This window comes from Kitasatospora sp. NPDC005856 (assembly GCF_040629945.1).
GTDB lineage: Bacteria > Actinomycetota > Actinomycetes > Streptomycetales > Streptomycetaceae > Kitasatospora.
Map to the genome: position 1 here is coordinate 59,565 of NZ_JBEXWT010000022.1, position 20,232 is coordinate 79,796.

A 20,232-nucleotide genomic window follows, 5' to 3' on the forward strand; every position below is an offset into this window, starting at 1 on the left:
CCCGTCGGACTCCGGCGGGGCCCGTGGGGCCCGACGGAAGAAGGCCCCTCACCGGCTGGTGAGGGGCCTTCAGACGTTTACGACACCGACCCGCCATGCTCGCCTCGCGGCAAGTGGTCCCTCGAAGGGACGAAGGTTGGGCCCGGGGGCTTGGATCGAGCCGGTGTCCCGTCCAATGTAACGCATCGGCCCGGAGAGGCAAGGAGCGAGTGGCGGGGACCGGCGGCCGTCGGGTGTGATTGTCGGGTCCGCACACTCAATGAACGTTATTTCTGGCTACCCCTTGGAAGGTGCGACGATCGAGGTCCAGCATGCGCAGGCGATGCCTTCAACAAAATGTTGAACCTGCGGGATCAGACGGAAGAAGGAAGCGTCGATGGCGACGGTGCCCAGTGTCTCCAACTCGATCACGGTACGGCTGGAGGTCCCGGCCCGGGGCAACGCCGTCAGTGCGATCACCACGGCCGTGGAGTCCTCCGGCGGCTCGGTGACCGGTCTCGACGTCACCGCCTCCGGCCTGGAGGCGCTGCGGATCGACGTCACGGTGGCGGCCTCCTCGGTCGCGCACGGCGAGGAGATCGTCGAGAAGCTGCGCGCGATCGACGGCGTGTCGATCGGCAAGGTCTCGGACCGCACCTTCCTGATGCACCTCGGCGGCAAGATCGAGATGTCCTCGAAGCTGCCGATCCGCAACCGTGACGACCTGAGCATGATCTACACCCCGGGTGTCGCCCGGGTCTGCATGGCGATCGCGGAGAACCCCGAGGACGCCCGTCGCCTGACCATCAAGCGCAACAGTGTCGCCGTGGTCACCGACGGCTCGGCGGTGCTGGGCCTGGGCAACATCGGCCCGGAGGCCGCGCTGCCCGTCATGGAGGGCAAGGCGGCCCTGTTCAAGCGCTTCGCCGGGATCGACGCCTGGCCGATCTGCCTGGACACCCAGGACACCGACGAGATCGTCGCCATCGTCAAGGCGATCGCCCCGGGCTTCGCCGGGATCAACCTGGAGGACATCTCCGCGCCGCGCTGCTTCGAGATCGAGGCCCGGCTGCGCGAGGCCCTGGACATCCCGGTCTTCCACGACGACCAGCACGGCACCGCGATCGTGGTGCTGGCCGCCCTCACCAACGCGCTGAAGGTGGTCGGCAAGCGGATCGGCGACATCCGCGTGGTGATGTCGGGCGCCGGCGCCGCCGGCACCGCGATCCTCAAGCTGCTGATGGCGGCCGGCGTCGAGCACGCCACCGTGGCGGACGTGCACGGCGTGGTCCACCTGGGCCGCGGGGACCTCAACGAGAACCTGCGCTGGATCGCCGAGCACACCAACCGCTCGGGCCGCACCGGCAGCCTCAAGGAGGCCGTGGCGGGCGCCGACGTCTTCATCGGCGTCTCGGCCCCGAACGTCCTGGACGGCGACGACCTGGCCACCATGGCCGAGGACTCGATCGTCTTCGCGCTGGCCAACCCGGACCCGGAGGTCGACCCGGGTGTCGCCCGGCAGACCGCCGCCGTGGTCGCCACCGGCCGCAGCGACTTCCCGAACCAGATCAACAACGTGCTGGTCTTCCCGGGCGTCTTCCGCGGCCTGCTGGACGCCCAGAGCCGCACCGTCAACACGGAGATGATGATCGCCGCCGCCCGGGCGCTGGCCACCACCGTGGCCGACGACGAGCTGAACGCCAACTACATCATCCCGAGCGTGTTCCACAAGGACGTCGCCAAGACCGTCGCCTCCGCGGTGCGCGAGGCGGCCCTGGCGGGGCCCCAGGAGGACCGCGCGCCGGCCCGTCCGACCCCCGGCATCGTCGGCACCCTCGACACCTCCGCGTTCCCCACCGTCAAGCTCTGACGGCAGGTCGGGCGACGTGTCGCAGATCGCTCAAATGTGCGAATAGTGACCATGCCCGCCCAGTCCGCCCCGAACCCTTGCGACACAAGGGCGAGGGGCGTGTTTGGGCTTGTCAGTCGTAGGGCGTACCGTAGCCCTGCACGGGGCAGGCGTGTCCGACAAGTACGGAACGTCCCCCTGGTCTTCCGGCGTGTCGTCCCGACCGCCGCCCGCGCCCGGTCCGCCGGAGCCGACGGAGCGTCACACCTCCAACGGGCGGGCGAGGTTCGGGTGGCTCGGCCGGGGCCCGATTGGCTTTCTCGGGGCCGGTCGGGGCAGGATTCGTACCCAGGCGGGCGGGGGCCTTCGACGGCTCAGGCGCGCGGCATCGGGTGCGGACCCGGCCTGCGACCACGCATTGCCTGCATGAGCACAGTGTGCGGACCTGCGGCCCATCCGGGTGCCCCCCGGTGGGAGCACCGATGGGCCCCCGCGCACCGCAAGCGAACAGACCACAGGAGTACACATGAACCGCAGTGAGCTGGTGGCCGCGCTGTCCGAGCGCGCCGAGGTGACCCGCAAGGACGCCGACGCCGTTCTGGCCGCCTTCGCCGAGATCGTCGGCGAGGTCGTCGCCAAGGGCGACGAGAAGGTCACCATCCCCGGTTTCCTGACCTTCGAGCGCACCCACCGTGCCGCCCGCACCGCCCGCAACCCGCAGACCGGCGAGCCGATCCAGATCGCCGCGGGCTACAGCGCCAAGGTGAGCGCCGGCTCCAAGCTGAAGGAAGCCGCCAAGGGCGCTGCCTGAGCCACCCCTTGAACGCCCGAGAGGCCGGGCTCCCCGCTGGGGAGCCCGGCCTCTCGCCGTTGCCGCGGGCGGACCGTCAGGCGTCGACCAGCTGCTCGCTGGGCAGCTCGACGTGGGCGCCCAGGTCGCGCAGCTTGTCCATGAAGTTCTCGTAGCCGCGGTTGATCAGGTCGATGCCGTGCACGGTCGAGGTGCCCTCGGCCGCCAGCGCCGCGATCAGGTACGAGAAGCCGCCGCGCAGGTCCGGGATGACCAGCTCGGAGCCGATCAGCTTGGACGGGCCGGAGACGACCGCGGAGTGCAGGAAGTTGCGGGCGCCGAAGCGGCACGGGGTGCCGCCCAGGCACTCGCGGTAGAGCTGGATGTGCGCGCCCATCTGGTTCAGCGCGCCGGTGAAGCCGAGCCGCGACTCGTACACCGTCTCGTGGACGATGGACAGGCCCGTGGCCTGGGTCAGCGCGACCACCAGCGGCTGCTGCCAGTCGGTCTGGAAGCCCGGGTGCACGTCGGTCTCCAGGGCGATCGCCTTGAGCTCGCCGCCCGGGTGCCAGAAGCGGATGCCCTCGTCGTCCACCTCGAAGGCGCCGCCGACCTTCCGGAAGGTGTTCAGGAAGGTCATCATCTCGAGCTGGCGGGCCCCGCGGACGTAGATGTCGCCCTTGGTGGCCAGCGCCGCGCAGGCCCAGGAGGCCGCCTCCAGGCGGTCCGGCAGCGCGCGGTGGTTGTAGCCGTTCAGCTCGTCGACGCCGGTGATCAGGATCGTCCGGTCGGTGCCCAGCGTGATGATCGCGCCCATCTTCTGCAGCACGCAGATCAGGTCGACGATCTCCGGCTCGATGGCCGCGTTGCGCAGCTCGGTGACGCCCTCGGCGAGGACGGCCGTCAGCAGCACCTGCTCGGTCGCGCCGACCGAGGGGTAGGGCAGCTCGATCTTGGTGCCGCGCAGCCGCTGCGGGGCGACCAGGTAGGTGCCCTGCGGGTGCTTCTCGATGGTGGCGCCGAACTGGCGCAGCACCTCGAAGTGGAAGTCGACGGGGCGGCCGCCGATGTCGCAGCCGCCGAGGCCGGGGATGAAGGCGTGGCCGAGGCGGTGCAGCAGCGGGCCGCAGAACAGGATCGGGATCCGCGAGGAGCCGGCGTGGGCGTCGATGTCGGCGACGTTGGCGCTCTCGACGTGCGAGGGGTCGAGGATCAGCTCGCCGTCCTCGTCACCGGTGCGCACGGTCACGCCGTGCAGCTGCAGCAGGCCGCGGACCACCTTGACGTCGCGGATGTCCGGGACGTTGCGCAGTCTGCTGGGCCCCTGCCCGAGGAGGGCGGCGACCATGGCCTTGGGCACCAGGTTCTTCGCACCGCGGACGCGGATCTCGCCTTCGAGCGGGTTTCCGCCATGGACCAGCAGGACGTCGTCGGTCATCGTTCTCGCAATCCGGGGTGCCAGAGGAGTCGGGGAGGAAGGCTCCGGGAGAGAGCCGGTGGTGGACCGGTCGTACGGGCGCGTTCGGGCCCCCGGCGAAACCGAGTCGGCACCGTATAAGGGCGTCCACCAGACGTAGATGGTAGTAGGCGCTCCGTTGGTTCCCGTGAGCCTCTCCCGTGATGGTGCTCTCTCCGGGCCCGAGGCCGCCCGCCGGTGCGGCCGTACGGGTGTTCGTCCGGCGTGCCGGGTTTCCGGGTGTTGCGGTGTCCGAGCGGTGCCGTTCTGCGGGATCATGTGGGCATGACGGCGGCCCATTCGCACGAAGGCCGGTCCCACACCGGCTGTCTGCTCGTCGCGACGCCCCTGCTCACCGACCCGAACTTCGCGCGGGCGGTGGTGCTGCTCCTCGACCACGACGTCGAGGGGGCGCTCGGCGTGGTCCTCAACCGGCCGACACCGGTCGAGGTGGGAAGTGTGCTGGACGGCTGGAACAGACTCGTCGGACAGCCCGCCGTGGTGTTCCAGGGCGGCCCGGTGGCGCTGGACTCGGCGCTCGGCCTCGCGGTGGCGCCGGGGGAGCCGGGCACCGGCGAGCCGCTCGGCTGGCGCCGGGTGCACGGCGCGATCGGCCTGGTGGACCTGGAGGCGCCGCCGGAGGTGCTGGCCGGCGAACTGGGCAGCCTGCGGATCTTCGCCGGGTACGCCGGCTGGTCGCCGGGACAGCTGGAGGCGGAGCTGGAGAGCGGTGCCTGGTACCTGGTGGACTGCGAGCCCGGGGACGTCTCCAGCCCCGAGCCGGAGCGGCTCTGGCGCTCGGTGCTGCGCCGCCAGCGCGGCCCGCTCGCCCTGCTGGCGACCTACCCCGACGACCCGACGATGAACTGAGCCGCCCGGCCCCGCGCCGCGATACTGGCCCGGTTTCCGGAGGCCCCCATAGACTTGGCACCCATGAGCACTCTTGAGCCCGAGCGCGGCCTCGGCACCGGCACCCTGGTCGAGCCCGTCCCGCAGGTGTCCAACGGGGACGGCGACCACGAGCGCTTCGCGCACTACGTCCAGAAGGACAAGATCATGGAGAGCGCGCTCTCCGGGTCTCCCGTGGTGGCGCTCTGCGGCAAGGTGTGGGTGCCCGGGCGCGACCCGAAGAAGTACCCGGTCTGCCCGATGTGCAAGGAGATCTACGACGGCATCGGCAAGCCGCAGGGCGGCGACGGCGACAACAAGAAGTAGTCCGCGGCGCTCCGCGCAACGCCGTTTTGCATAGCACCCCCGTTGCCCCGGTGGTCTATGCCAATCGTTCGGGGGTGGGCAGGATGTCGGAATGGACCTCATTCCCGCACCTTCGAGTGCCGCCCGCCGCCCGGACGAGGACTACCCGCTCGACGCCGCCACCACGCTGACCGCGCCCCCCGCGCTGGCCGACGCCGAGCGCTGGCTGCGGGCCACGCTGTCCGCCGCCACCGGACTGCCGCTCGGCCCGGGCCGGCCGGGGTCGGGCATCGAGCTGGTCGAGGACGCGGAGCTCGCCGCCGAGGCGTACCGGATCACGGTGCGCCCCGGCCACGCCCTGATCGCCGCGGGAGGCCCGGCCGGCGCCCTGTGGGGCGCGCAGACCCTGCGGCAGCTGCTCGGGCCGGACGCCTACCGCCGCTCGCCGCTGCGCCGCGAGGGCTGGGTGCTGCCCGGCGCCGACATCGCGGACGCCCCCCGGTTCGGCTGGCGCGGCGCGCTGCTCGACGTCGCCCGGCACTTCCTGCCCAAGTCGGACGTGCTGCGCTTCGTCGACCTGCTGGCCGCGCACAAGCTCAACGTGCTGCACCTGCACCTGACCGACGACCAGGGCTGGCGGGTCGAGATCAAGCGCTACCCGAGGCTGACCGGGCACGGCTCCTGGCGGGAGCGCTCGATGGTCGGGTACCGGGCCGCACAGCGCCGCGACGACCGCCCGCACGGCGGCTACTACACCCAGGACGACCTGCGCGAGATCGTCGCCTACGCGGCCGCCCGAGGGGTCACCGTCGTCCCGGAGATCGACCTGCCCGGCCACACCCAGGCCGCCGTCGCCGCCTACCCCGAGCTGGGCAACACCGACGTGGTGGACACCGCCGGGCTCGGGGTCTGGACCGACTGGGGGGTGAGCCACAACGTGCTCAACGCCTCCGAGGAGACCCTGCGCTTCTTCGAGGGCGTGCTGGAGGAGGTCCTGGAGCTCTTCCCGTCCGAGTTCATCCACCTCGGCGGCGACGAGTGCCCCAAGGAGCAGTGGAAGGACAGTGCCGCCGCGCAGGCGCGGATACGCGAGCTGGGCCTGGCCAACGAGGACGAACTGCAGAGTCACCTCATCCGGCACTTCGACGGCTGGCTGGCCGAGCGCGGCCGCCGGCTGATCGGCTGGGACGAGATCCTGGAGGGCGGGCTCGCGCCGGGCGCCGCCGTCTCCTCCTGGCGCGGCTTCGGCGGCGGGATCGCCGCCGCGAAGGCCGGGCACGACGTGGTGATGTGCCCCGAGCAGCACGTCTACTTCGACCACCGGCAGGCGGACGGACCGGACGAGCCGATCCCGGTCGGTTTCGTGCGCACCCTGGAGGACGTCTACCGGTTCGAGCCGGTCCCGAAGCAGCTGGACGAGGCCGCCGCCCGGCACGTGATCGGCACCCAGGCCAACCTGTGGAGCGAGTTCATGGACAGCGCCCGGGACATCGACTACCGGGCCTTCCCCCGGCTGGTCGCCTTCGCCGAGGTCGCCTGGTCCGAGCTGCCCGCGGAGCCGGCCGAGCGGGACTTCGCCGGTTTCGAGCGGCGGCTGACGGCGCACCTCGGGGTGCTGGACGCGCTCGGCGTGGAGTACCGCCCGGCGGACGGTCCGCACCCGTGGCAGCGCCGGCCCGGAGTCGTCGGCCGGCCGATCGAGGGGCCGCCGCCGGTCCGTTAGTCCTACTCGCGGGGAACTTCTGAGCGGTCGTCCGACGTCAAGAACTGATGAACATCTGCCCTGGCCCGGAGCGGGTCGGGGCAGATACCGCCCGGTATCAGTCCCAATCGGGCAGTCCCGTTCACCGGTCCCGAAATGATCATCGAGCATTGTGTGCCAGAGTTGCCCAACCCGGCCCGATCGCCCGTACCCTACGGGCCAGGCCGGGCTGCTGACGCAGGACGGCACGGCCGAAGGCCGGCGGGCGGCAGGCGATCGATGAGCAAGTGGAGCACGGTGGGACCCAGGTGAACCGGACGATCATGCTGCCGGCCTCCCTCGACGAGGCCGTCGACGCGCTGGCCGCCGCCCCGGCCGCGGTACCGGTGGCCGGAGCCACCGACCTGATGGAGGCCGTCAACGCCGGCCGTTTGCGGCCCGCCGCCCTGGTCGGCCTCGGCCGGATCACCGAACTGCGCGGCTGGCGCTACGAGGACGGCGGCACCGCCGTGCTCGGCGCCGGACTCACCCACGCCCGGATGGACCGCCCCGACTTCGCCGCGCTCATCCCCGCGCTCGCCGACGCCGCCCGCACCGCCGGCCCGCCGCAGGTCCGCAACGTCGGCACCCTCGGCGGGAACATCGTCACCGCCGCGTCGGCCGGCGACACCCTCCCGGTGCTCACCGCGCTGGAGGCCAGCGTCACCCTGGCCCGGGCCGGGGGCACCCGCGAGGTGCCGGTCAGTCACCTGCTCACCGGGCTCGACCCGGTGCGCCCCGGCGAACTGCTCACCTGGGTGCGCGTCCCGCTGCTGCACGCCCCGCAGGTCTTCCTCAAGGCCACCGGCCGCAGCGGCCCGGCCCGCGCCACCGCCTCCGTGGCCCTCGTCCTCGACCCGGCCCGGCGCTCGGTGCGCTGCGCCGTCGGGGCCGTCGCCCCGGTGCCGCTGCGCCCGCTGGAGGCCGAGGCCTGGGTGGCCGGCTGCATCGACTGGGACGGCAGCCGGGAGATCGACCCGGCCGCGACCGCCGCCTTCGGCGAGTACGTGGCCGCCGCCTGCGTCCCCGACGACTACGGCGCCGAGGGCGCCTGGGAGGCCGTGACCGAGGGGCCGACCGCGGCCGCGGTCCGGTTGCGGCGTACCGTATCGGTGCTGGCCCGACGGGCACTGGGAAGGGCGCTGAAGTGACCACAGACCCCATCGAGACCCTGGACGCCGACCCGCTCGGCCTCTCCCCGCAGGTCAGCCGCGAGTTGCGCCCGTGCGCCTCGTACACGCTGCGGGTCAACGGTTTCGAACGGCCCGTCACCGACGCCTGGATCGGCGAGAGCCTGCTCTACGTGCTGCGCGAGCGGCTCGGCCTGGCCGGTGCCAAGGACGGCTGCGAGCAGGGCGAGTGCGGGGCCTGCTCGGTGCAGGTGGACGGCCAGCTGGTGGCCGGCTGCCTGGTGCCCGCCGCGCTGGCCGCCGACAGCGAGATCAACACCGTCGAGGGCCTGTCCGCCGCCGGCGGCGCGAGCGACGTCCAGCAGGCGCTGGCGGCCTCCGGTGCCGTCCAGTGCGGCTACTGCACCCCCGGCATGGCGATGGCGGTGCACGACCTGCTCCAGCGCAACCACCGGCCCACCGAGGTGGAGGCCCGGCAGGCCCTGTGCGGCAACCTCTGCCGCTGCACCGGCTACCGGGGCGTGCTGGCCGCCGTCCAGACCGTCGCGGACGCCCGCGCGCTGGAGGCCGAGGAGGCGGAGGAGGCCGCGAAGGCCCCCGGGCCCGCTGCCGAGGCGCCGGGCGAGCCGGTCGCCGCGCCGTCCGCCGGGCTTGCGGCGGAGCTGCCCGTCGAACCCGGGCAGGCCGTCGAGCCGCCGGTCTACGCCGACGCCGAGGCCTGGATCGAGCACGTCCCGCAGCAGGCCGTCGAGGCCCACCCGGTCGCCCACCCCGCGGAGCAGCACCACCCGCAGCACCACCCGGGGCAGCACGCCGTCGAGCCGGCCCCGGCCGGGTCGCCGTACGGCGACCCCCAGGGCGGCTACGACACCGGCGTGTACGACACCACCGTGCTGGCCCCGATCCGGGACGGCATCCCCGCCCAGGCCGCCGACGACCAGGTCTACTACCCGCCGCAGGGCTACCCCGAGCAGCCGTACCAGGCCACCCCCGCGCACGGCACCTACGTGCCCTACCCGGACGGCCACCAGCAGCAGAACGGCTACGACACCGGGTACGACGCCCCGGTCTACGAGCCCACCCCCGCGCACGGAACCCCGCTGCCCGGCGCCGCCCACGACGGCACGCCGCCGCACGGCACCCCGTACGTCGACCCGCACCCGCACGGTGCCCCGGCCGAGGGCGGCGCCCCGGCCGGCGTCCCGTACGGCGCCACCCCCGCCCACGGCATCCGGCTCCCCGAGGACGACCACGCATCATGACGTCGCCTACCGACATCGGCGCAGCACTCCAGCAGGACGGCGGCGAGGGCGGCGCACCGGAGCCGATCGGCCTGGGCAGCTCCCCGCTGCGCGGCGACGCGCTGCCCAAGGCGCTCGGCATCTACCCGTACGCGGCCGACCTGTGGGCCGAGGGGCTGCTGTGGGGCGCGGTGCTGCGCTCGCCGCACCCGCACGCCCGGATCCGCGGCATCGACACCTCGGCCGCGCTGGCGCTGCCCGGCGTGCACGCCGTGGTCACCGCCGCCGACCTGCCGCCCGGCCCGGACGGCACCCCCGACGGCGCCCCGGCCGGGCCGATCGTCGCCGACCGGCCGGTGCTGGCCGCCGGCGTGGTGCGCCACCACGGCGAGCCGATCGCCGCGGTGGCCGCCGACCACCCGGACACCGCCCGGCTGGCGGTCGGCCTGATCGCGGTCGACTACGAGCCGCTCGAGGCCGTCACCGACCCGGAGCAGGCCTTCACCGCGCCGCCGCTGCACCCGGACGGCAACCTGTTCCGCCACCTGCCGCTGCGCACCGGGGACCCGGACGCGGCCGGCGAGATCGTCGTCGAGGGCCTCTACCAGGTCGGCCGGCAGGACCCGGCCCCGCTCGGCGCCGAGGCCGGGCTGGCCGTGCCCCGCCCGGACGGCGGCGTCGAGCTGCACCTGTCCTCCACCGACCCGCACGGCGACCGCGACCGCACCGCCGCCTGCCTCGGCCTGGAGCCGGACCGGGTCCGGCTGGTGGTCACCGGCGTGCCCGGCGCCACCACCGACCGCGAGGACCTCTCGTTCCAGGTCACCCTGGCCCTGCTGGCGCTGCGCACCGGCCGCCCGGTGAAGATGACGCTGACCCGCGAGGAGTCCTTCCACACCCACGCCTCGCGCCACCCCGCGCTCCTGCGCTACCGCCACCACGCCGACGCCGAGGGCACGCTGGTGAAGGTCGAGGCGCAGATCCTGCTGGACGGCGGCGCCTACGCGGACGTCTCCGCCGAGGCGCTGGCCGCCGCGACGGCCTTCTCCGCCGGCCCGTACGTCTGCCCGAACGTCTTCGTGGACGCCTGGGCGGTGCGCACCAACAACCCGCCGGCCGGCCGGATGCGCGGCGAGGGCGCCCTGCAGGCCTGCTTCGCGTACGAGTCGCAGCTGGACCAGCTGGCCGCCAGGATCGGCGTGGACCCGGTGGAGATCCGCCGCCGCAACGCGATGTCCACCGGGGACCCGCTGCCCACCGGACAGGCCGTCACCTGCCCGGCGCCGGTGCGGGCCCTGCTGGACGCGGTGGCGGCCGAGCCGCTGCCGGCCCTGCCGGTGGACGACCCGGACGCCGAGTGGCTGCTGCCGGGCGGGCCCGGTGGCGCCGGCGATCCGGCGGCGGTGCGGCGCGGCATCGGCTACGCCGTCGGCATGGTGCACATGCTGGGCGCCGAGGGCGAGGACGAGGTCTCCACCGCGACCGTGCGGGTCAGCGGCGACCACGCCACGGTGATCTGCGCGGCGGTCGACGCCGGGCAGGGCTTCGCGACGCTGGCCCGGCAGATCGTGCAGACCGTGCTGGGCGTCAGCGAGGTCTACATCGCCCCGGCCGACAGCGACCAGTCGATCGCCGGGCCGTCCGCCCGCGGCCGGCACACCTGGGTCTCCGGCGGCGCCGTGGAGCGGGCCGCGCTGATGGTCCGCCACCAGCTGCTGCAGCCGATCGCGGCGAACTTCGGGATGTCGGCGGAGCTGCTCCAGATCGCCGACGGCAAGATCACCTCGTACGACGGCGTGCTCGGCATGCCGGTCGCCGAGGCGCTGGAGGGCAAGGAGCTGTGGGCCACCGCGCAGTGCCGCCCGCACCCCACCGAGCCGCTGGACGAGGCCGGGCAGGGCGACGCCTTCGTCTCGATCTCGTTCTGCGCGATGCGCGCGGTGGTGGACGTGGACATCGAGCTGGGTGCGGTCCGGGTGGTCGAGATGACCGTCGCCCAGGACGTCGGCCGGGCGCTGAACCCGCGCCAGATCGAGGACCGGATCGAGGCGGGGGTGGCCCAGGGCGTGGGCCTGGCGCTGCTGGAGGACCTGCGGACGGAGGGCGGGGTGCTGCAGAACCCCTCGCTCACCGGCTACCGGCTGCCCACCGCGCTGGACACCCCGGAGGTGCGGATCGCCGCGCTGCTGGAGGAGCGCGACGTGGTGGCCCCGTTCGGGGCCAAGGCGGTCGGCGCCGTTCCCGCGGTGGTCGCCCCGGCGGCCGTCGCCGCGGCCGTGCGCGCCGCCACCGGCCTGCCGGTCGGCCGGCTGCCGATCCGGCCGGAGGACGCCGTCACCTCCTGACCGGGGGCTCCCGGGAAGAGGGGGAAAAGCAGAAAGGAATTGCCGGTCGACTTTCGGAGTCGACCGGCAATTCCTTTTCCGGCGAGGCCATGGCGGGAATCGAACCCGCGTGCACCGCTTTGCAGACGGTTCCCTAAGCCACTCGGGCACACGGCCAGTGAATTCATGGTGGCCGATCCGGGGGAGCACGGTCAACGCCCTTTTGTAAATTCTGTGTGGCAGTGTGTGCTACGGTCGGATGCAGGTGGCGTCATTTCCGCCACCCCGGACGAGCGCGTCGTACCCGGTGACGACAAGACGGCGCAGTTCAGCGGCAATCCGGCCGCTGTGGACTGCGGAGGTACCACCGTCATGGCCTGGCTCGTTCTGCTCCTCTCGGGTTTCCTGGAGACGGTGTGGGCGGTCGCCCTGGAATCGTCCAAGGGCTTCACCCGGCTCGTTCCCAGCCTCGTCTTCGGCATCGCACTGCTGTTCAGCATGGGCGGCCTGGCGTACGCGATGCGCACCATTCCGATCGGTACCGGCTACGCCGTCTGGGTCGGCATCGGCGCGGTCGGGACCGCGGTCTACGGCATGGCCGTCCTGGGGGATCCGGTGACCATGGCCCGGATCGGCTGCCTGCTGCTGATCGTCTCCGGCGTGGTGGGCCTCAAGGTGCTGCACTGACCCCCGCGGCGTGCCCGGCGCGCGCGCCGTCCCGCGTCCCGTCCTAGGTCCCGGGACCCAGGGGATCACCGACCGGGGTCAGGGGTCATCGAGGCTGACGGCTCTTACCATGTCACGTATGACCACTGCCTCCCCCACCTCGGTCGACCCCGTACCGATATCCCCCGACGACGACCCCGGCGGAGGAGTCCTCGGCGGCCGCTACCGCGCGCTGACGCTGGGGATCGTCTCGGTGGTCCTGGTGATCGCCTTCGAGGCGACGGCCGTCAACACCGCGATGCCGACCGCGGCCCGCGAGCTGCACGGGCTCGGGCTGTACGCCTTCGCCTTCTCCGGCTACTTCACCACCACCCTGTTCGCCCTGGTCGTCTCCGGCCAGTGGTGCGACCGCAGCGGCCCGCTGCGGCCGCTGTTCACCGGCATCGCGGTCTTCGGCGTGGGACTGGTGGTGGCCGGGACGGCCCCCGGGATGTGGGTGTTCGTGGCCGGGCGGGCCATCCAGGGCCTGGGCGGCGGGCTGGTGATCGTCGCCCTGTACGTGGTGGTCGGCCGGGCCTACCCGGAGCGGTTGCGGCCCGCGGTGTTCGCGGCCTTCTCCTCGGCCTGGGTGCTGCCCTCGATCATCGGCCCGCTGGTCTCCGGGGCCGTCACCCAGCACCTGGGCTGGCGCTGGGTGTTCCTGGCGGTGCCGGTGCTGATCCTGCTGCCGCTGGCCGTGATGGGCCCGGCGCTGCGCCGCTCGGAGAGGGAGCACCCGGTGGTCAGGGGCGCGGCCTTCGACCGTCGGCGCACCCTGCTGGCCGCGATGGCGGCGGTCGGCGCCGGCCTGCTGCAGTACGCGGGCCAGCGGCGCGATCTGATCGGGCTGCTGCCCGGGATCGCCGGGGCGGCGCTGCTCGTGCCGGCCGTCCTGGGGCTGCTGCCGGCGCGGACCCTGCGGGCCGGTCGGGGACTGCCGACCGTGATCCTGCTGCGCGGGGTGGCCGCGGGGGCGTTCTTCGCGGCCGAGGCCTTCATCCCGCTGATGATGACCACCCAGCGCGAGCTGTCCCCGACGCTGGCCGGCCTGACCCTGACCAGCGGCGGTCTCACCTGGGCGCTCGGCTCCTGGCTCCAGGGCCGGCCCGGGGCGGAGCGCTACCGCACGGTGATGATCCGGGGAGGCTTCGTGCTGACCGCGGTGGCGATCTCGGGCGCCGCCCTGGTGCTGTTCCCGGCGGTGCCGGCCTGGGCCGCGTCGGCGGCCTGGGGCGTCGGCGGCGTCGGGATGGGGATGGCGATCGCGAGCGTCAGCGTGCTGATGATGAAGCTCTCCACGCCGGAGGACGCCGGGGCCAACTCGGCCGCCCTGCAGATGAGCGACGCGCTGGGCAACGTGCTGCTGACCGGTCTGGCCGGAGTGATGTTCGCGGCGCTGGGCGGCGGCTCGCTCGCCGCCGCCCACGAGGGCGGCGGGGCGGCCGGCTCGCCCGGCGCCTTCGCGGTGATCCTGCTGTCGATGGCCGGTGTCGCGGTGCTCGGCGCGCTGCTCTCCGGGCGGGTGCGGACGAGGGCCTGACGGTCAGCTGCCGGCGGTGGCGCCGGCGGTTGCCCCGGTGGGGGCGTCGGCGGGGGCCACGGCCCCCGCCGGGGCGCCGAGGAAGGCCTCCCAGCCGCCGGCCGGGGACTGCCCCGGGGCGAGGGTCTGGAGCTTGCGCAGCACCGCCGGGTCCTGGGCGTCCAGCCAGTCGACCAGCTGCCGGAAGGAGACCAGCCGGACCTCCGGCTTGTCCGCGATGGCCCTGAGGGCGTCCTCGACGGCGTTCATGTAGATGCCGCCGTTCCACTCCTCGAAGTGGTTGCCGATGACGTACGGCGCCCGGTTGCCGTTGTAGGTGCGGTCGAAGCCCATCAGGTAGGCGTCGCGGGCCTGGGCCTGGAAGCCGGGGTGGAGCGCCGGGTCGGCCTTGGTGTTGGGGCCGCACTGGTTGTACATGATGTTGTAGTCCATCGAGAGCACCTGGAAGGTGTGCCCGGGGAACGGGATGGACTGCAGCGGGAGGTCCCACAGCGCGCCGCCCTGGATCTTCTGCGGCCACACCTGGGTGCCGTTGCCGCTGCTGTCGTAGCGCCAGCCGCGCCTGACCGCGGTGGGCAGCAGGTTGCGCTGGCCCTCCAGGCAGGGGGTGCGGCCGCCGATCAGCTCCTTGCGGTAGTCGAAGGGCAGCGCGGGCAGGTCGGTGAAGCCGGTGTTGGTGCGCCAGTTCGTCACGAAGTCCATCGCCTGCTGGATCTCGCTGTCCCACTCCTCCGGGGACCAGCGGCCGACGCCCGTGGAGCCGCAGAAGTGGCCGTTGAAGTGGGTCCCGATCTCGTGGCCCTCCGTCCAGGCCGCGTGCACGTTCTCCAGGGTGACGCGGATGTGCTGGTCGCTCAGGTAGCCGATGTCGGAAGCGCCGACCTTGTGCTGCGGCGGGCGGTAGAGGTCCTTCTTGGACTCGGGCAGCAGGTAGAGGCCGCTGAGGAAGAAGGTCATCTTCGCGTCGTGCTCCTGGGCCAGCCGGCGGAAGCGGGCGAACAGGCCGTTGTCGAGCTCGCCGGCGCCGTCCCAGGAGAAGACCACGAACTGCGGCGGGCGCTGGCCGGGCCGCAGCCGCTCGGGGACGGGCTGGTGCGGCTGGGCGCCGGTGTCCGAGGTGGAGCCGTCGCCGATCAGGACGGCCTGCGGCTGGGGGGCCGGGGCCGGGGTGGGGGTGGTGCCCTGCTCGTCGGCCGCGCCGGTGGCCGGGGCGGCGCCGCCGGTCGCCCGCTCCCCGCCGGTGGCGTGGTTGCTGCCGCAGCCGGCCGCCAGGGCGGCGGCGGTGGCGGCGCCGGCCGTCAGCAGGGTGCGGCGTGAGAGGGCTTCCATGGTCACTCCGTTCGTGAGGCGGTGGGCGGCGTGCGGGGAGTGCGGAGTCCGGTCGGACGCGTGGCGGAGGAACCCGTGACCGGGTCAGCATGGCACGGGGGTGGGGCCGGTCGTAGCGGCACAGCGCACGGTCGTGAGCGATCGCCCGAACGCCGCAACCGACCGGGGCCGTGGAACCGTCGGTAGGTCGTGTCGGGCGTGTTCCCACGGCGAGCGCATGCGGGGGGCGGTCGTCGCGCTCCGCGACCGGGCGCCCACACGGCGCACGGAAGAGGCCGTCTGCCCTGCCGATCGGCGGGTGCCGATACGACCGTCGTATGGACGTGCCTTACAGTCCGTTCCGGTTGAATGTTCCCAGGAAACTCCCAGGAAGCGGGATTTCCGTCGGCAGAGGGGAGCGCCCGTGGGCGTCCAGCAGAGCAGGGGCCCGTGGCCGGGCACCCTGGCGGCGGGTGCCGCGCTGGTGCTCGGGGCCTGGCTGCTGCACGACGGGGGTTCGTCGCTGCCGCCCGTGCCGGGGGCCGGCCAGGCCCAGGCCGGGATCGCGCCGGTCTCGATCGTCCCGCCGCTCGGCCCGTCCGCGCCGACCCGGATCCGCATCCCGGCGGTGCGGCTGGACGCCCCGGTCGCCCCGCTCGGGCTGGACGCCGAGGGTCACCTCCAGGCCCCGCCCGAGGCGGACCGCAACCTGGCGGGCTGGTTCCGCGGCGGGGCCAGCCCCGGTCAGCGCGGCACCGCGATCCTCGCGGGGCACGTCGACAACAGGGCCGGACCCGCGGTCTTCTATCATCTGGGCGCGCTCCGTCGGGGGGATCGGATCGAGATCGCCCGGGCGGACGGCGCCACCGCCGTTTACCAGCTTTACGCCATCGAAGTGCACGACCGAAAGGACTTCCCGGACGACCGGGTCTATCGTCAGGCCGCTGACGCGCAGCTGCGGGTGATCACCTGTGGCGGCTCGTACAGCGAGGAACACGGCTACGACGGCAACGTCGTCGCCTACGGATTCCTGGCCGACACGACCCCGCCGGGCAAAGCCGCATGAGCACGTTGACCCTTGCCACTCGCTGGAACCCGATCGACTGGCCGCTCACCGAGGGCCTGATCCCGCACGCCGTGCTGGCGGCCGGCTGGGCGGCGCTGTTCGCGCTCGCCATCGGCCGCGACCGCAGCTGGTGGCGGGTCCGCCTGCCCGCCGCGCTGTTCACCGCGGCCGCTCTCAGCTGGCTGCTGGACGTCGTGGTCGACGGCTGGTGGCACCCCTTCCCGGAGGGCACCCCCCGGTACGTCACCGAGTGGATAGCCGTCGCCCTGCTCGGGCTCTGTCTGGCCGGCTACCGGATGAGCCGACTCACCTGGCGGCGGCGGGGGATCGCCCTGGGCCTGAGCGGCCTGGTGCTGCTGATGGCCTCCTCCGAGGTCAACATCGGCTTCGGCCAGTTCCCGAGCGGGCGCGTGATGCTGGCGCCGTGGCTGACCAAGACCGACGGGCTGGTCGCCACCAAGGCGGGCCAGGTCGTGGGCGCCCCGCCCGGCACGTCGCTGGAGGAGGTCTGGAAGCCCCCGGCGGACCTGCCCGAGAAGGGCACCGTCTCGGTGGTGCCGATCCCCGGCACCAAGTCGGGCTTCAAGGCCCGCGACGCGTACGTCTACCTCCCGCCCGCCTACCAGGCCACCCCGCGGCCGCTGCTGCCGGTGGTCGTGATGATCACCGGTCAGCCCGGCATCCCGGGGGACTGGGTGCTCTCCGCGCAGATCAACGAGGCGCTGGACGCCTACGCCGCGGACCACGGCGGCCTCGCGCCGATCGTGGTGATGCCCGATCAGCTCGGCTCCACCTGGAACAACACGCTCTGCCTCGACTCCAAGATCGCCAACACCCAGACGTACCTGGCGGTGGACGTGCCGGCCTGGGTCCACCAGAATCTCCAGGCCGCGACCGGCCGCACCGCCTGGGCGATCGGGGGCGCCTCCATGGGCGGCACCTGCGCGCTCCAGCTCGGCGTCAACGCGCCCGACGTGTACGGCACCGTCCTCGACATGTCCGGGCAGGAGGAACCGACCCTCGGCAGCCGGGAACAGACCGTCAAGGCCGCGTTCGGTGGTGACGAGAAGAAGTTCGACGCAGTCGATCCGCTCCAGGTGATGGCCCGCAAGAAGTTCCCGGACACCAACGTCGCGTTGGTCGTCGGCGAGACCGACGAGGAGTTCAGACCGCAGATGGAGAAGGTCTACCGGGCCGCGCAGGCGGCCGGAATGAAGGCCAAGTTCGACCTGATGCCGGGCGGCCACGGCTGGGTCGTCTTCCGCCCCGGCATCGCCGAGCAGCTCCCGTGGCTCGCCCAGCAGACCGGGCTGACCCGGTGACCGGGGCGGGGACCGTACTGGCCACCGTCGGCGAACAGCGCGGGCCCGGGCCGGACGCCGAGCGGGCGGCCGAGCGGGGCACCGACCGGGCCCCGGTCACCCGCACGGCCGAGCCGCGCCCGCAGCGCGTGCGGCGGGCGGCCAGGGTGCTCGGCTCCCGGCTGCGCTCGGCGCCGCTGACGCTGACCCTGCTGGCCGGGCTCTGGCTGCTCGGCGCGGCCACCGGCAGCCTGGGCCACGGCCCGTCCGACCGGCTGCTGGAGCGGGCCGGGATCGGCCTGTCCACACTGGCCGAGGGCCACTGGTGGACGCCGGTCACCTCGATGTTCTGGTGCTCGGGCAGCGGCTCGTACGTGTTCACCAGCCTGCTGCTGCTCCTGGTCGGCCCGGCCGCCGAGCACCGGCTCGGGCGGCCGCGCACCCTCGCGGTGCTGGTCGGCGGGCAGGTCGTCGGCACCCTGCTGGGCACCGCGCTGGTCGCGTGCGGCTCCGCGGCGGGGGAGCAGTGGACCGCCTCGGTGGCCGATCAGATCTCGGTCGGCCCGGGCGTCGGCGTGTTCGCGCTGGCCGGGGTGCTCGGGTACCGGCTCACCGTGCTCTGGCGCCGCCGGCTGCACCTGCTGGTGCTGCTCGTCCCGCTGGTGATGACGCTGTACGTGGGCCACCTGCAGAGCGTCCAGCGGTGCGCCGCCGCGCTGGCCGGGCTCGGCCTCGGCGCGCTGGTCAGCCGGGGCCGCCCGCACCTGCGCACCCACCGCTCCTCGCACTCCGAGACCCGGGTGCTGGTCGCGCTCTGCCTGGTCGCCGCCGCCTTCGGGCCGCTGCTGGCCTCGCTGTACGACAACGCCAGCGGGCCGTTCAACACCTTCTCGGAGCTGTACCTGTCGCACCGGCTCAGTCCGGAGGAGGTCGCCGACTTCTGCGCGCTGTCGGCGCACGACTGCGCCCGCGCGCACGCCGTCGTGCGGATCTTCGACACCCCGGGCCGGATGATGGCCGCGCTCTTCCCGGCGCTGCTGCTGGTGCTCGCCGAGGGGCTGCGCCGGGGGCTGCGGCTGGCCTGGCTGGTCACCGTGGCCACCGAGCTGCTCTGGGCGGCGCTGCTGTGCTGGCTGTACCTGGACGCCGGGCCGGTCAGCCGCGACGTGGTGCAGTACTTCGTCGAGGCGCTGCTGCTGCCGCTGCTGACCACCGTCCTGCTGGTGGTCACCCGCAAGCGCTTCCCGCTGCGGCTGTCCGGCCGCTCGGTGCGCCGGCTGGCCCTGGTGCTCGGCGGCGCGGCGCTCGCCTCCGCGGCCACCTACGTGGGGGTCGGGAGGCTGGCGGCCGGGGAGTTCGAGCCGGGGGCGACCGCCCGCCGGCTGGTGGCCGGACTGCCGGCCCAGTTCCTGCCGCCCGCGTACAACGACCTGCTGCCGGACTACCCGATCGCGGTCGGGCCGGTGGCGCGCTTCCTGGAGACGTACTGCGGGCTGGCGTTCTGGGCCGTCGCGCTGGCCGTGCTGCTGTCCGTCTTCCGCCGCCCGGTGCTGCACACCGACGCGGCGGCGGCCGCCCGGGCCCGGGCGCTGCTGACCGAGCACGGCGGCGGGACGCTCTCGTTCATCACCACCTGGGACGGCAACCACTACTGGTTCGACGAGGAGGGCCGGGCGGCCGTCGCCTACCGGGTGGTGGGCACCGTCGCGCTGACCACCGGCGACCCCTTCGGCGCGCCGGAGGACCGGGCCCGGGCGGTGGCCGGCTTCGCCCGGTACTGCGACGCGCGCGGCTGGACGCCGTGCTTCTACAGCGTCTGCGGCGAGACCAGGGCCGCCGCCGCGCAGCTCGGCTGGCGCTCGCTGCAGGTCGCCGAGGACACCGTGGTGCCGCTGCCCGAGCTGGCCTTCACCGGCCGCAAGTGGCAGGACATCCGCACCGCCCTCAACAAGGCCGGCAAGCAGGGCATCTCCGCGGAGTGGTGGTCGTACCACGAGGCGCCGCTCGCCCTGCGGGAGCAGATCCGGGCGATCTCCGAGGAGTGGGTCTCCGAGAAGGGCCTGCCGGAGATGGGCTTCACGCTCGGCGGGCTGGAGGAGCTGGACGACCCGGACGTGCGGGTGCTGGTCGCGGTGGACGAGCAGCGGGTGGTGCACGGGCTGACCAGCTGGATGCCGGTGTACGAGGACGGCGTGCCGGTCGGCTGGACGCTGGACTTCATGCGCCGGCGCTCGGACGGCTTCCGCGGCGTCAGCGAGTTCCTGATCGCCTCGGCCGCGCTCGGCTTCAAGGAGGAGGGTGCGCGCTTCCTGTCGCTGTCGGGCGCGCCGCTGGCCCGCACCGGGCAGGACGGGGAGCCCACCGGGCTGCAGCGGATGCTGGACTGGATGGGCAAGGTGCTGGAGCCGGTGTACGGCTTCCGCTCGCTGCTCGCGTTCAAGGCGAAGTTCCAGCCGGAGTACCGGCCGATGTACATGGCGTACCCCGACCCGGCCGCGCTGCCCGGCATCACCAGGGCGATCGGCAAGGCGTACCTGCCGCACCTGACGGCGGCCCAGGGCGTCCGGCTGATGCGCAAGCTCTCGGGCTGATCCGCCCGGGAGGCGGG

At 73.5% G+C, this 20,232-nt stretch carries 14 protein-coding genes, 1 tRNA gene, 1 pseudogene and 1 riboswitch; of the genes and pseudogenes, 13 read left to right on the plus strand and 3 right to left on the minus strand.

All coding sequences use genetic code 11. The features are described 5' to 3' along the window. The first annotated feature begins 376 nt into the window (after positions 1 to 376). The gene (locus ABZ449_RS16025) at positions 377 to 1,849 is read left to right on the plus strand and encodes an NAD-dependent malic enzyme (protein ID WP_360345890.1); all 1,473 of its coding nucleotides are present in this window, start codon (positions 377 to 379) and stop codon (positions 1,847 to 1,849) included. Positions 1,850 to 2,354: 505 nt separating this feature from the next. Continuing rightward, entirely contained in the window at positions 2,355 to 2,639 is a 285-nt protein-coding gene (locus ABZ449_RS16030) for an HU family DNA-binding protein (RefSeq protein ID WP_030242980.1), read from the plus strand. Between the two features lie 76 nt (positions 2,640 to 2,715). Here ABZ449_RS16030 and murA read toward each other — a convergent pair whose 3' ends face one another. Next, positions 2,716 to 4,056, minus strand: coding sequence for a UDP-N-acetylglucosamine 1-carboxyvinyltransferase (gene murA, locus ABZ449_RS16035; RefSeq protein WP_359825725.1), 1,341 nt, complete (start codon positions 4,054 to 4,056; stop codon positions 2,716 to 2,718). A 303-nt stretch (positions 4,057 to 4,359) separates the two neighbouring features. Here murA and ABZ449_RS16040 point away from each other — a divergent pair, with 303 nt between their 5' ends. The 6 genes and pseudogenes from ABZ449_RS16040 to ABZ449_RS16065 all read left to right on the plus strand — a co-directional run bounded on the left by ABZ449_RS16040 (position 4,360) and on the right by ABZ449_RS16065 (position 11,725). After that, on the plus strand, positions 4,360 to 4,944 hold the full coding sequence (locus tag ABZ449_RS16040; protein WP_360345892.1) for a YqgE/AlgH family protein: 585 nt from the start codon (positions 4,360 to 4,362) through the stop codon (positions 4,942 to 4,944). 63 nt (positions 4,945 to 5,007) lie between these two features. Then, positions 5,008 to 5,289, plus strand: a complete 282-nt coding sequence (locus ABZ449_RS16045; RefSeq protein WP_360345894.1) for a DUF3039 domain-containing protein — start codon at positions 5,008 to 5,010, stop codon at positions 5,287 to 5,289. Between the two features lie 91 nt (positions 5,290 to 5,380). Beyond that, positions 5,381 to 6,991 (plus strand): beta-N-acetylhexosaminidase, encoded by a 1,611-nt coding sequence (locus tag ABZ449_RS16050; RefSeq protein ID WP_360345896.1) that lies wholly within the window; start codon positions 5,381 to 5,383, stop codon positions 6,989 to 6,991. 302 nt (positions 6,992 to 7,293) lie between these two features. Continuing rightward, entirely contained in the window at positions 7,294 to 8,160 is an 867-nt protein-coding gene (locus ABZ449_RS16055; protein WP_360345978.1) for an FAD binding domain-containing protein, read from the plus strand. Between the two features lie 77 nt (positions 8,161 to 8,237). Then, positions 8,238 to 8,690 (plus strand): annotated as a pseudogene (locus tag ABZ449_RS16060) ((2Fe-2S)-binding protein); the annotation flags it as partial. Positions 8,691 to 9,397: 707 nt separating this feature from the next. Next, complete coding sequence (locus ABZ449_RS16065) at positions 9,398 to 11,725, plus strand: xanthine dehydrogenase family protein molybdopterin-binding subunit (RefSeq protein ID WP_360345898.1); 2,328 nt, start codon at positions 9,398 to 9,400, stop codon at positions 11,723 to 11,725. A gap of 84 nt (positions 11,726 to 11,809) precedes the next feature. On the opposite strand, the gene ABZ449_RS16070 is transcribed toward ABZ449_RS16065, so the two are convergent. Continuing rightward, positions 11,810 to 11,881 (minus strand) — tRNA-Cys (locus ABZ449_RS16070). A gap of 84 nt (positions 11,882 to 11,965) precedes the next feature. Beyond that, a riboswitch (guanidine-III (ykkC-III) riboswitch) is annotated at positions 11,966 to 12,032 on the plus strand. Between the two features lie 44 nt (positions 12,033 to 12,076). On the opposite strand from ABZ449_RS16070, the gene ABZ449_RS16075 reads away from it, so the two are divergent. Together ABZ449_RS16075 and ABZ449_RS16080 are read left to right on the plus strand one after the other, a co-directional pair. Beyond that, positions 12,077 to 12,391 carry an SMR family transporter gene (locus ABZ449_RS16075; RefSeq protein WP_360345900.1) on the plus strand — a complete coding sequence of 105 codons (315 nt, stop codon included), beginning with the start codon at positions 12,077 to 12,079 and terminating at the stop codon, positions 12,389 to 12,391. Between the two features lie 118 nt (positions 12,392 to 12,509). After that, positions 12,510 to 13,949 carry an MFS transporter gene (locus tag ABZ449_RS16080; RefSeq protein ID WP_360345902.1) on the plus strand — a complete coding sequence of 480 codons (1,440 nt, stop codon included), beginning with the start codon at positions 12,510 to 12,512 and terminating at the stop codon, positions 13,947 to 13,949. 3 nt (positions 13,950 to 13,952) lie between these two features. Here ABZ449_RS16080 and ABZ449_RS16085 read toward each other — a convergent pair whose 3' ends face one another. Beyond that, the gene (locus tag ABZ449_RS16085) at positions 13,953 to 15,278 is read right to left on the minus strand and encodes a hypothetical protein (RefSeq protein ID WP_360345904.1); all 1,326 of its coding nucleotides are present in this window, start codon (positions 15,276 to 15,278) and stop codon (positions 13,953 to 13,955) included. A 403-nt stretch (positions 15,279 to 15,681) separates the two neighbouring features. Between ABZ449_RS16085 and ABZ449_RS16090 the strand changes: the two genes are divergently transcribed. Genes ABZ449_RS16090 through ABZ449_RS16100 form a run of 3 tightly spaced genes read left to right on the plus strand, consistent with a single transcriptional unit; the run spans position 15,682 to position 20,215 of the window. Continuing rightward, positions 15,682 to 16,323 carry a class F sortase gene (locus ABZ449_RS16090; RefSeq protein ID WP_360345906.1) on the plus strand — a complete coding sequence of 214 codons (642 nt, stop codon included), beginning with the start codon at positions 15,682 to 15,684 and terminating at the stop codon, positions 16,321 to 16,323. Continuing rightward, the gene (locus tag ABZ449_RS16095; RefSeq protein ID WP_360345908.1) at positions 16,320 to 17,645 is read left to right on the plus strand and encodes an alpha/beta hydrolase-fold protein; all 1,326 of its coding nucleotides are present in this window, start codon (positions 16,320 to 16,322) and stop codon (positions 17,643 to 17,645) included. The genes ABZ449_RS16090 and ABZ449_RS16095 overlap by 4 nt, the downstream gene beginning before the upstream one ends. Further along, the gene (locus ABZ449_RS16100) at positions 17,612 to 20,215 is read left to right on the plus strand and encodes a rhomboid family intramembrane serine protease (protein ID WP_360345910.1); all 2,604 of its coding nucleotides are present in this window, start codon (positions 17,612 to 17,614) and stop codon (positions 20,213 to 20,215) included. The genes ABZ449_RS16095 and ABZ449_RS16100 overlap by 34 nt, the downstream gene beginning before the upstream one ends. Positions 20,216 to 20,232: the final 17 nt, after the last annotated feature.

What these genes read in the sequence shown, in the direction of transcription:
- ABZ449_RS16095 (WP_360345908.1), top strand. Translation starts at nt 16,320, where the DNA reads ATGAGCACGTTGACCCTTGCCACTCGCTGGAACCCGATCGACTGGCCG.
- ABZ449_RS16045 (WP_360345894.1), top strand. Translation starts at nt 5,008, where the DNA reads ATGAGCACTCTTGAGCCCGAGCGCGGCCTCGGCACCGGCACCCTGGTC.
- ABZ449_RS16080 (WP_360345902.1), top strand. Translation starts at nt 12,510, where the DNA reads ATGACCACTGCCTCCCCCACCTCGGTCGACCCCGTACCGATATCCCCC.
- ABZ449_RS16065 (WP_360345898.1), top strand. Translation starts at nt 9,398, where the DNA reads ATGACGTCGCCTACCGACATCGGCGCAGCACTCCAGCAGGACGGCGGC.
- ABZ449_RS16030 (WP_030242980.1), top strand. Translation starts at nt 2,355, where the DNA reads ATGAACCGCAGTGAGCTGGTGGCCGCGCTGTCCGAGCGCGCCGAGGTG.
- ABZ449_RS16085 (WP_360345904.1), bottom strand. Translation starts at nt 15,278, where the DNA reads ATGGAAGCCCTCTCACGCCGCACCCTGCTGACGGCCGGCGCCGCCACC.
- ABZ449_RS16025 (WP_360345890.1), top strand. Translation starts at nt 377, where the DNA reads ATGGCGACGGTGCCCAGTGTCTCCAACTCGATCACGGTACGGCTGGAG.
- murA (WP_359825725.1), bottom strand. Translation starts at nt 4,056, where the DNA reads ATGACCGACGACGTCCTGCTGGTCCATGGCGGAAACCCGCTCGAAGGC.
- ABZ449_RS16050 (WP_360345896.1), top strand. Translation starts at nt 5,381, where the DNA reads ATGGACCTCATTCCCGCACCTTCGAGTGCCGCCCGCCGCCCGGACGAG.
- ABZ449_RS16055 (WP_360345978.1), top strand. Translation starts at nt 7,294, where the DNA reads ATGCTGCCGGCCTCCCTCGACGAGGCCGTCGACGCGCTGGCCGCCGCC.
- ABZ449_RS16040 (WP_360345892.1), top strand. Translation starts at nt 4,360, where the DNA reads ATGACGGCGGCCCATTCGCACGAAGGCCGGTCCCACACCGGCTGTCTG.
- ABZ449_RS16075 (WP_360345900.1), top strand. Translation starts at nt 12,077, where the DNA reads ATGGCCTGGCTCGTTCTGCTCCTCTCGGGTTTCCTGGAGACGGTGTGG.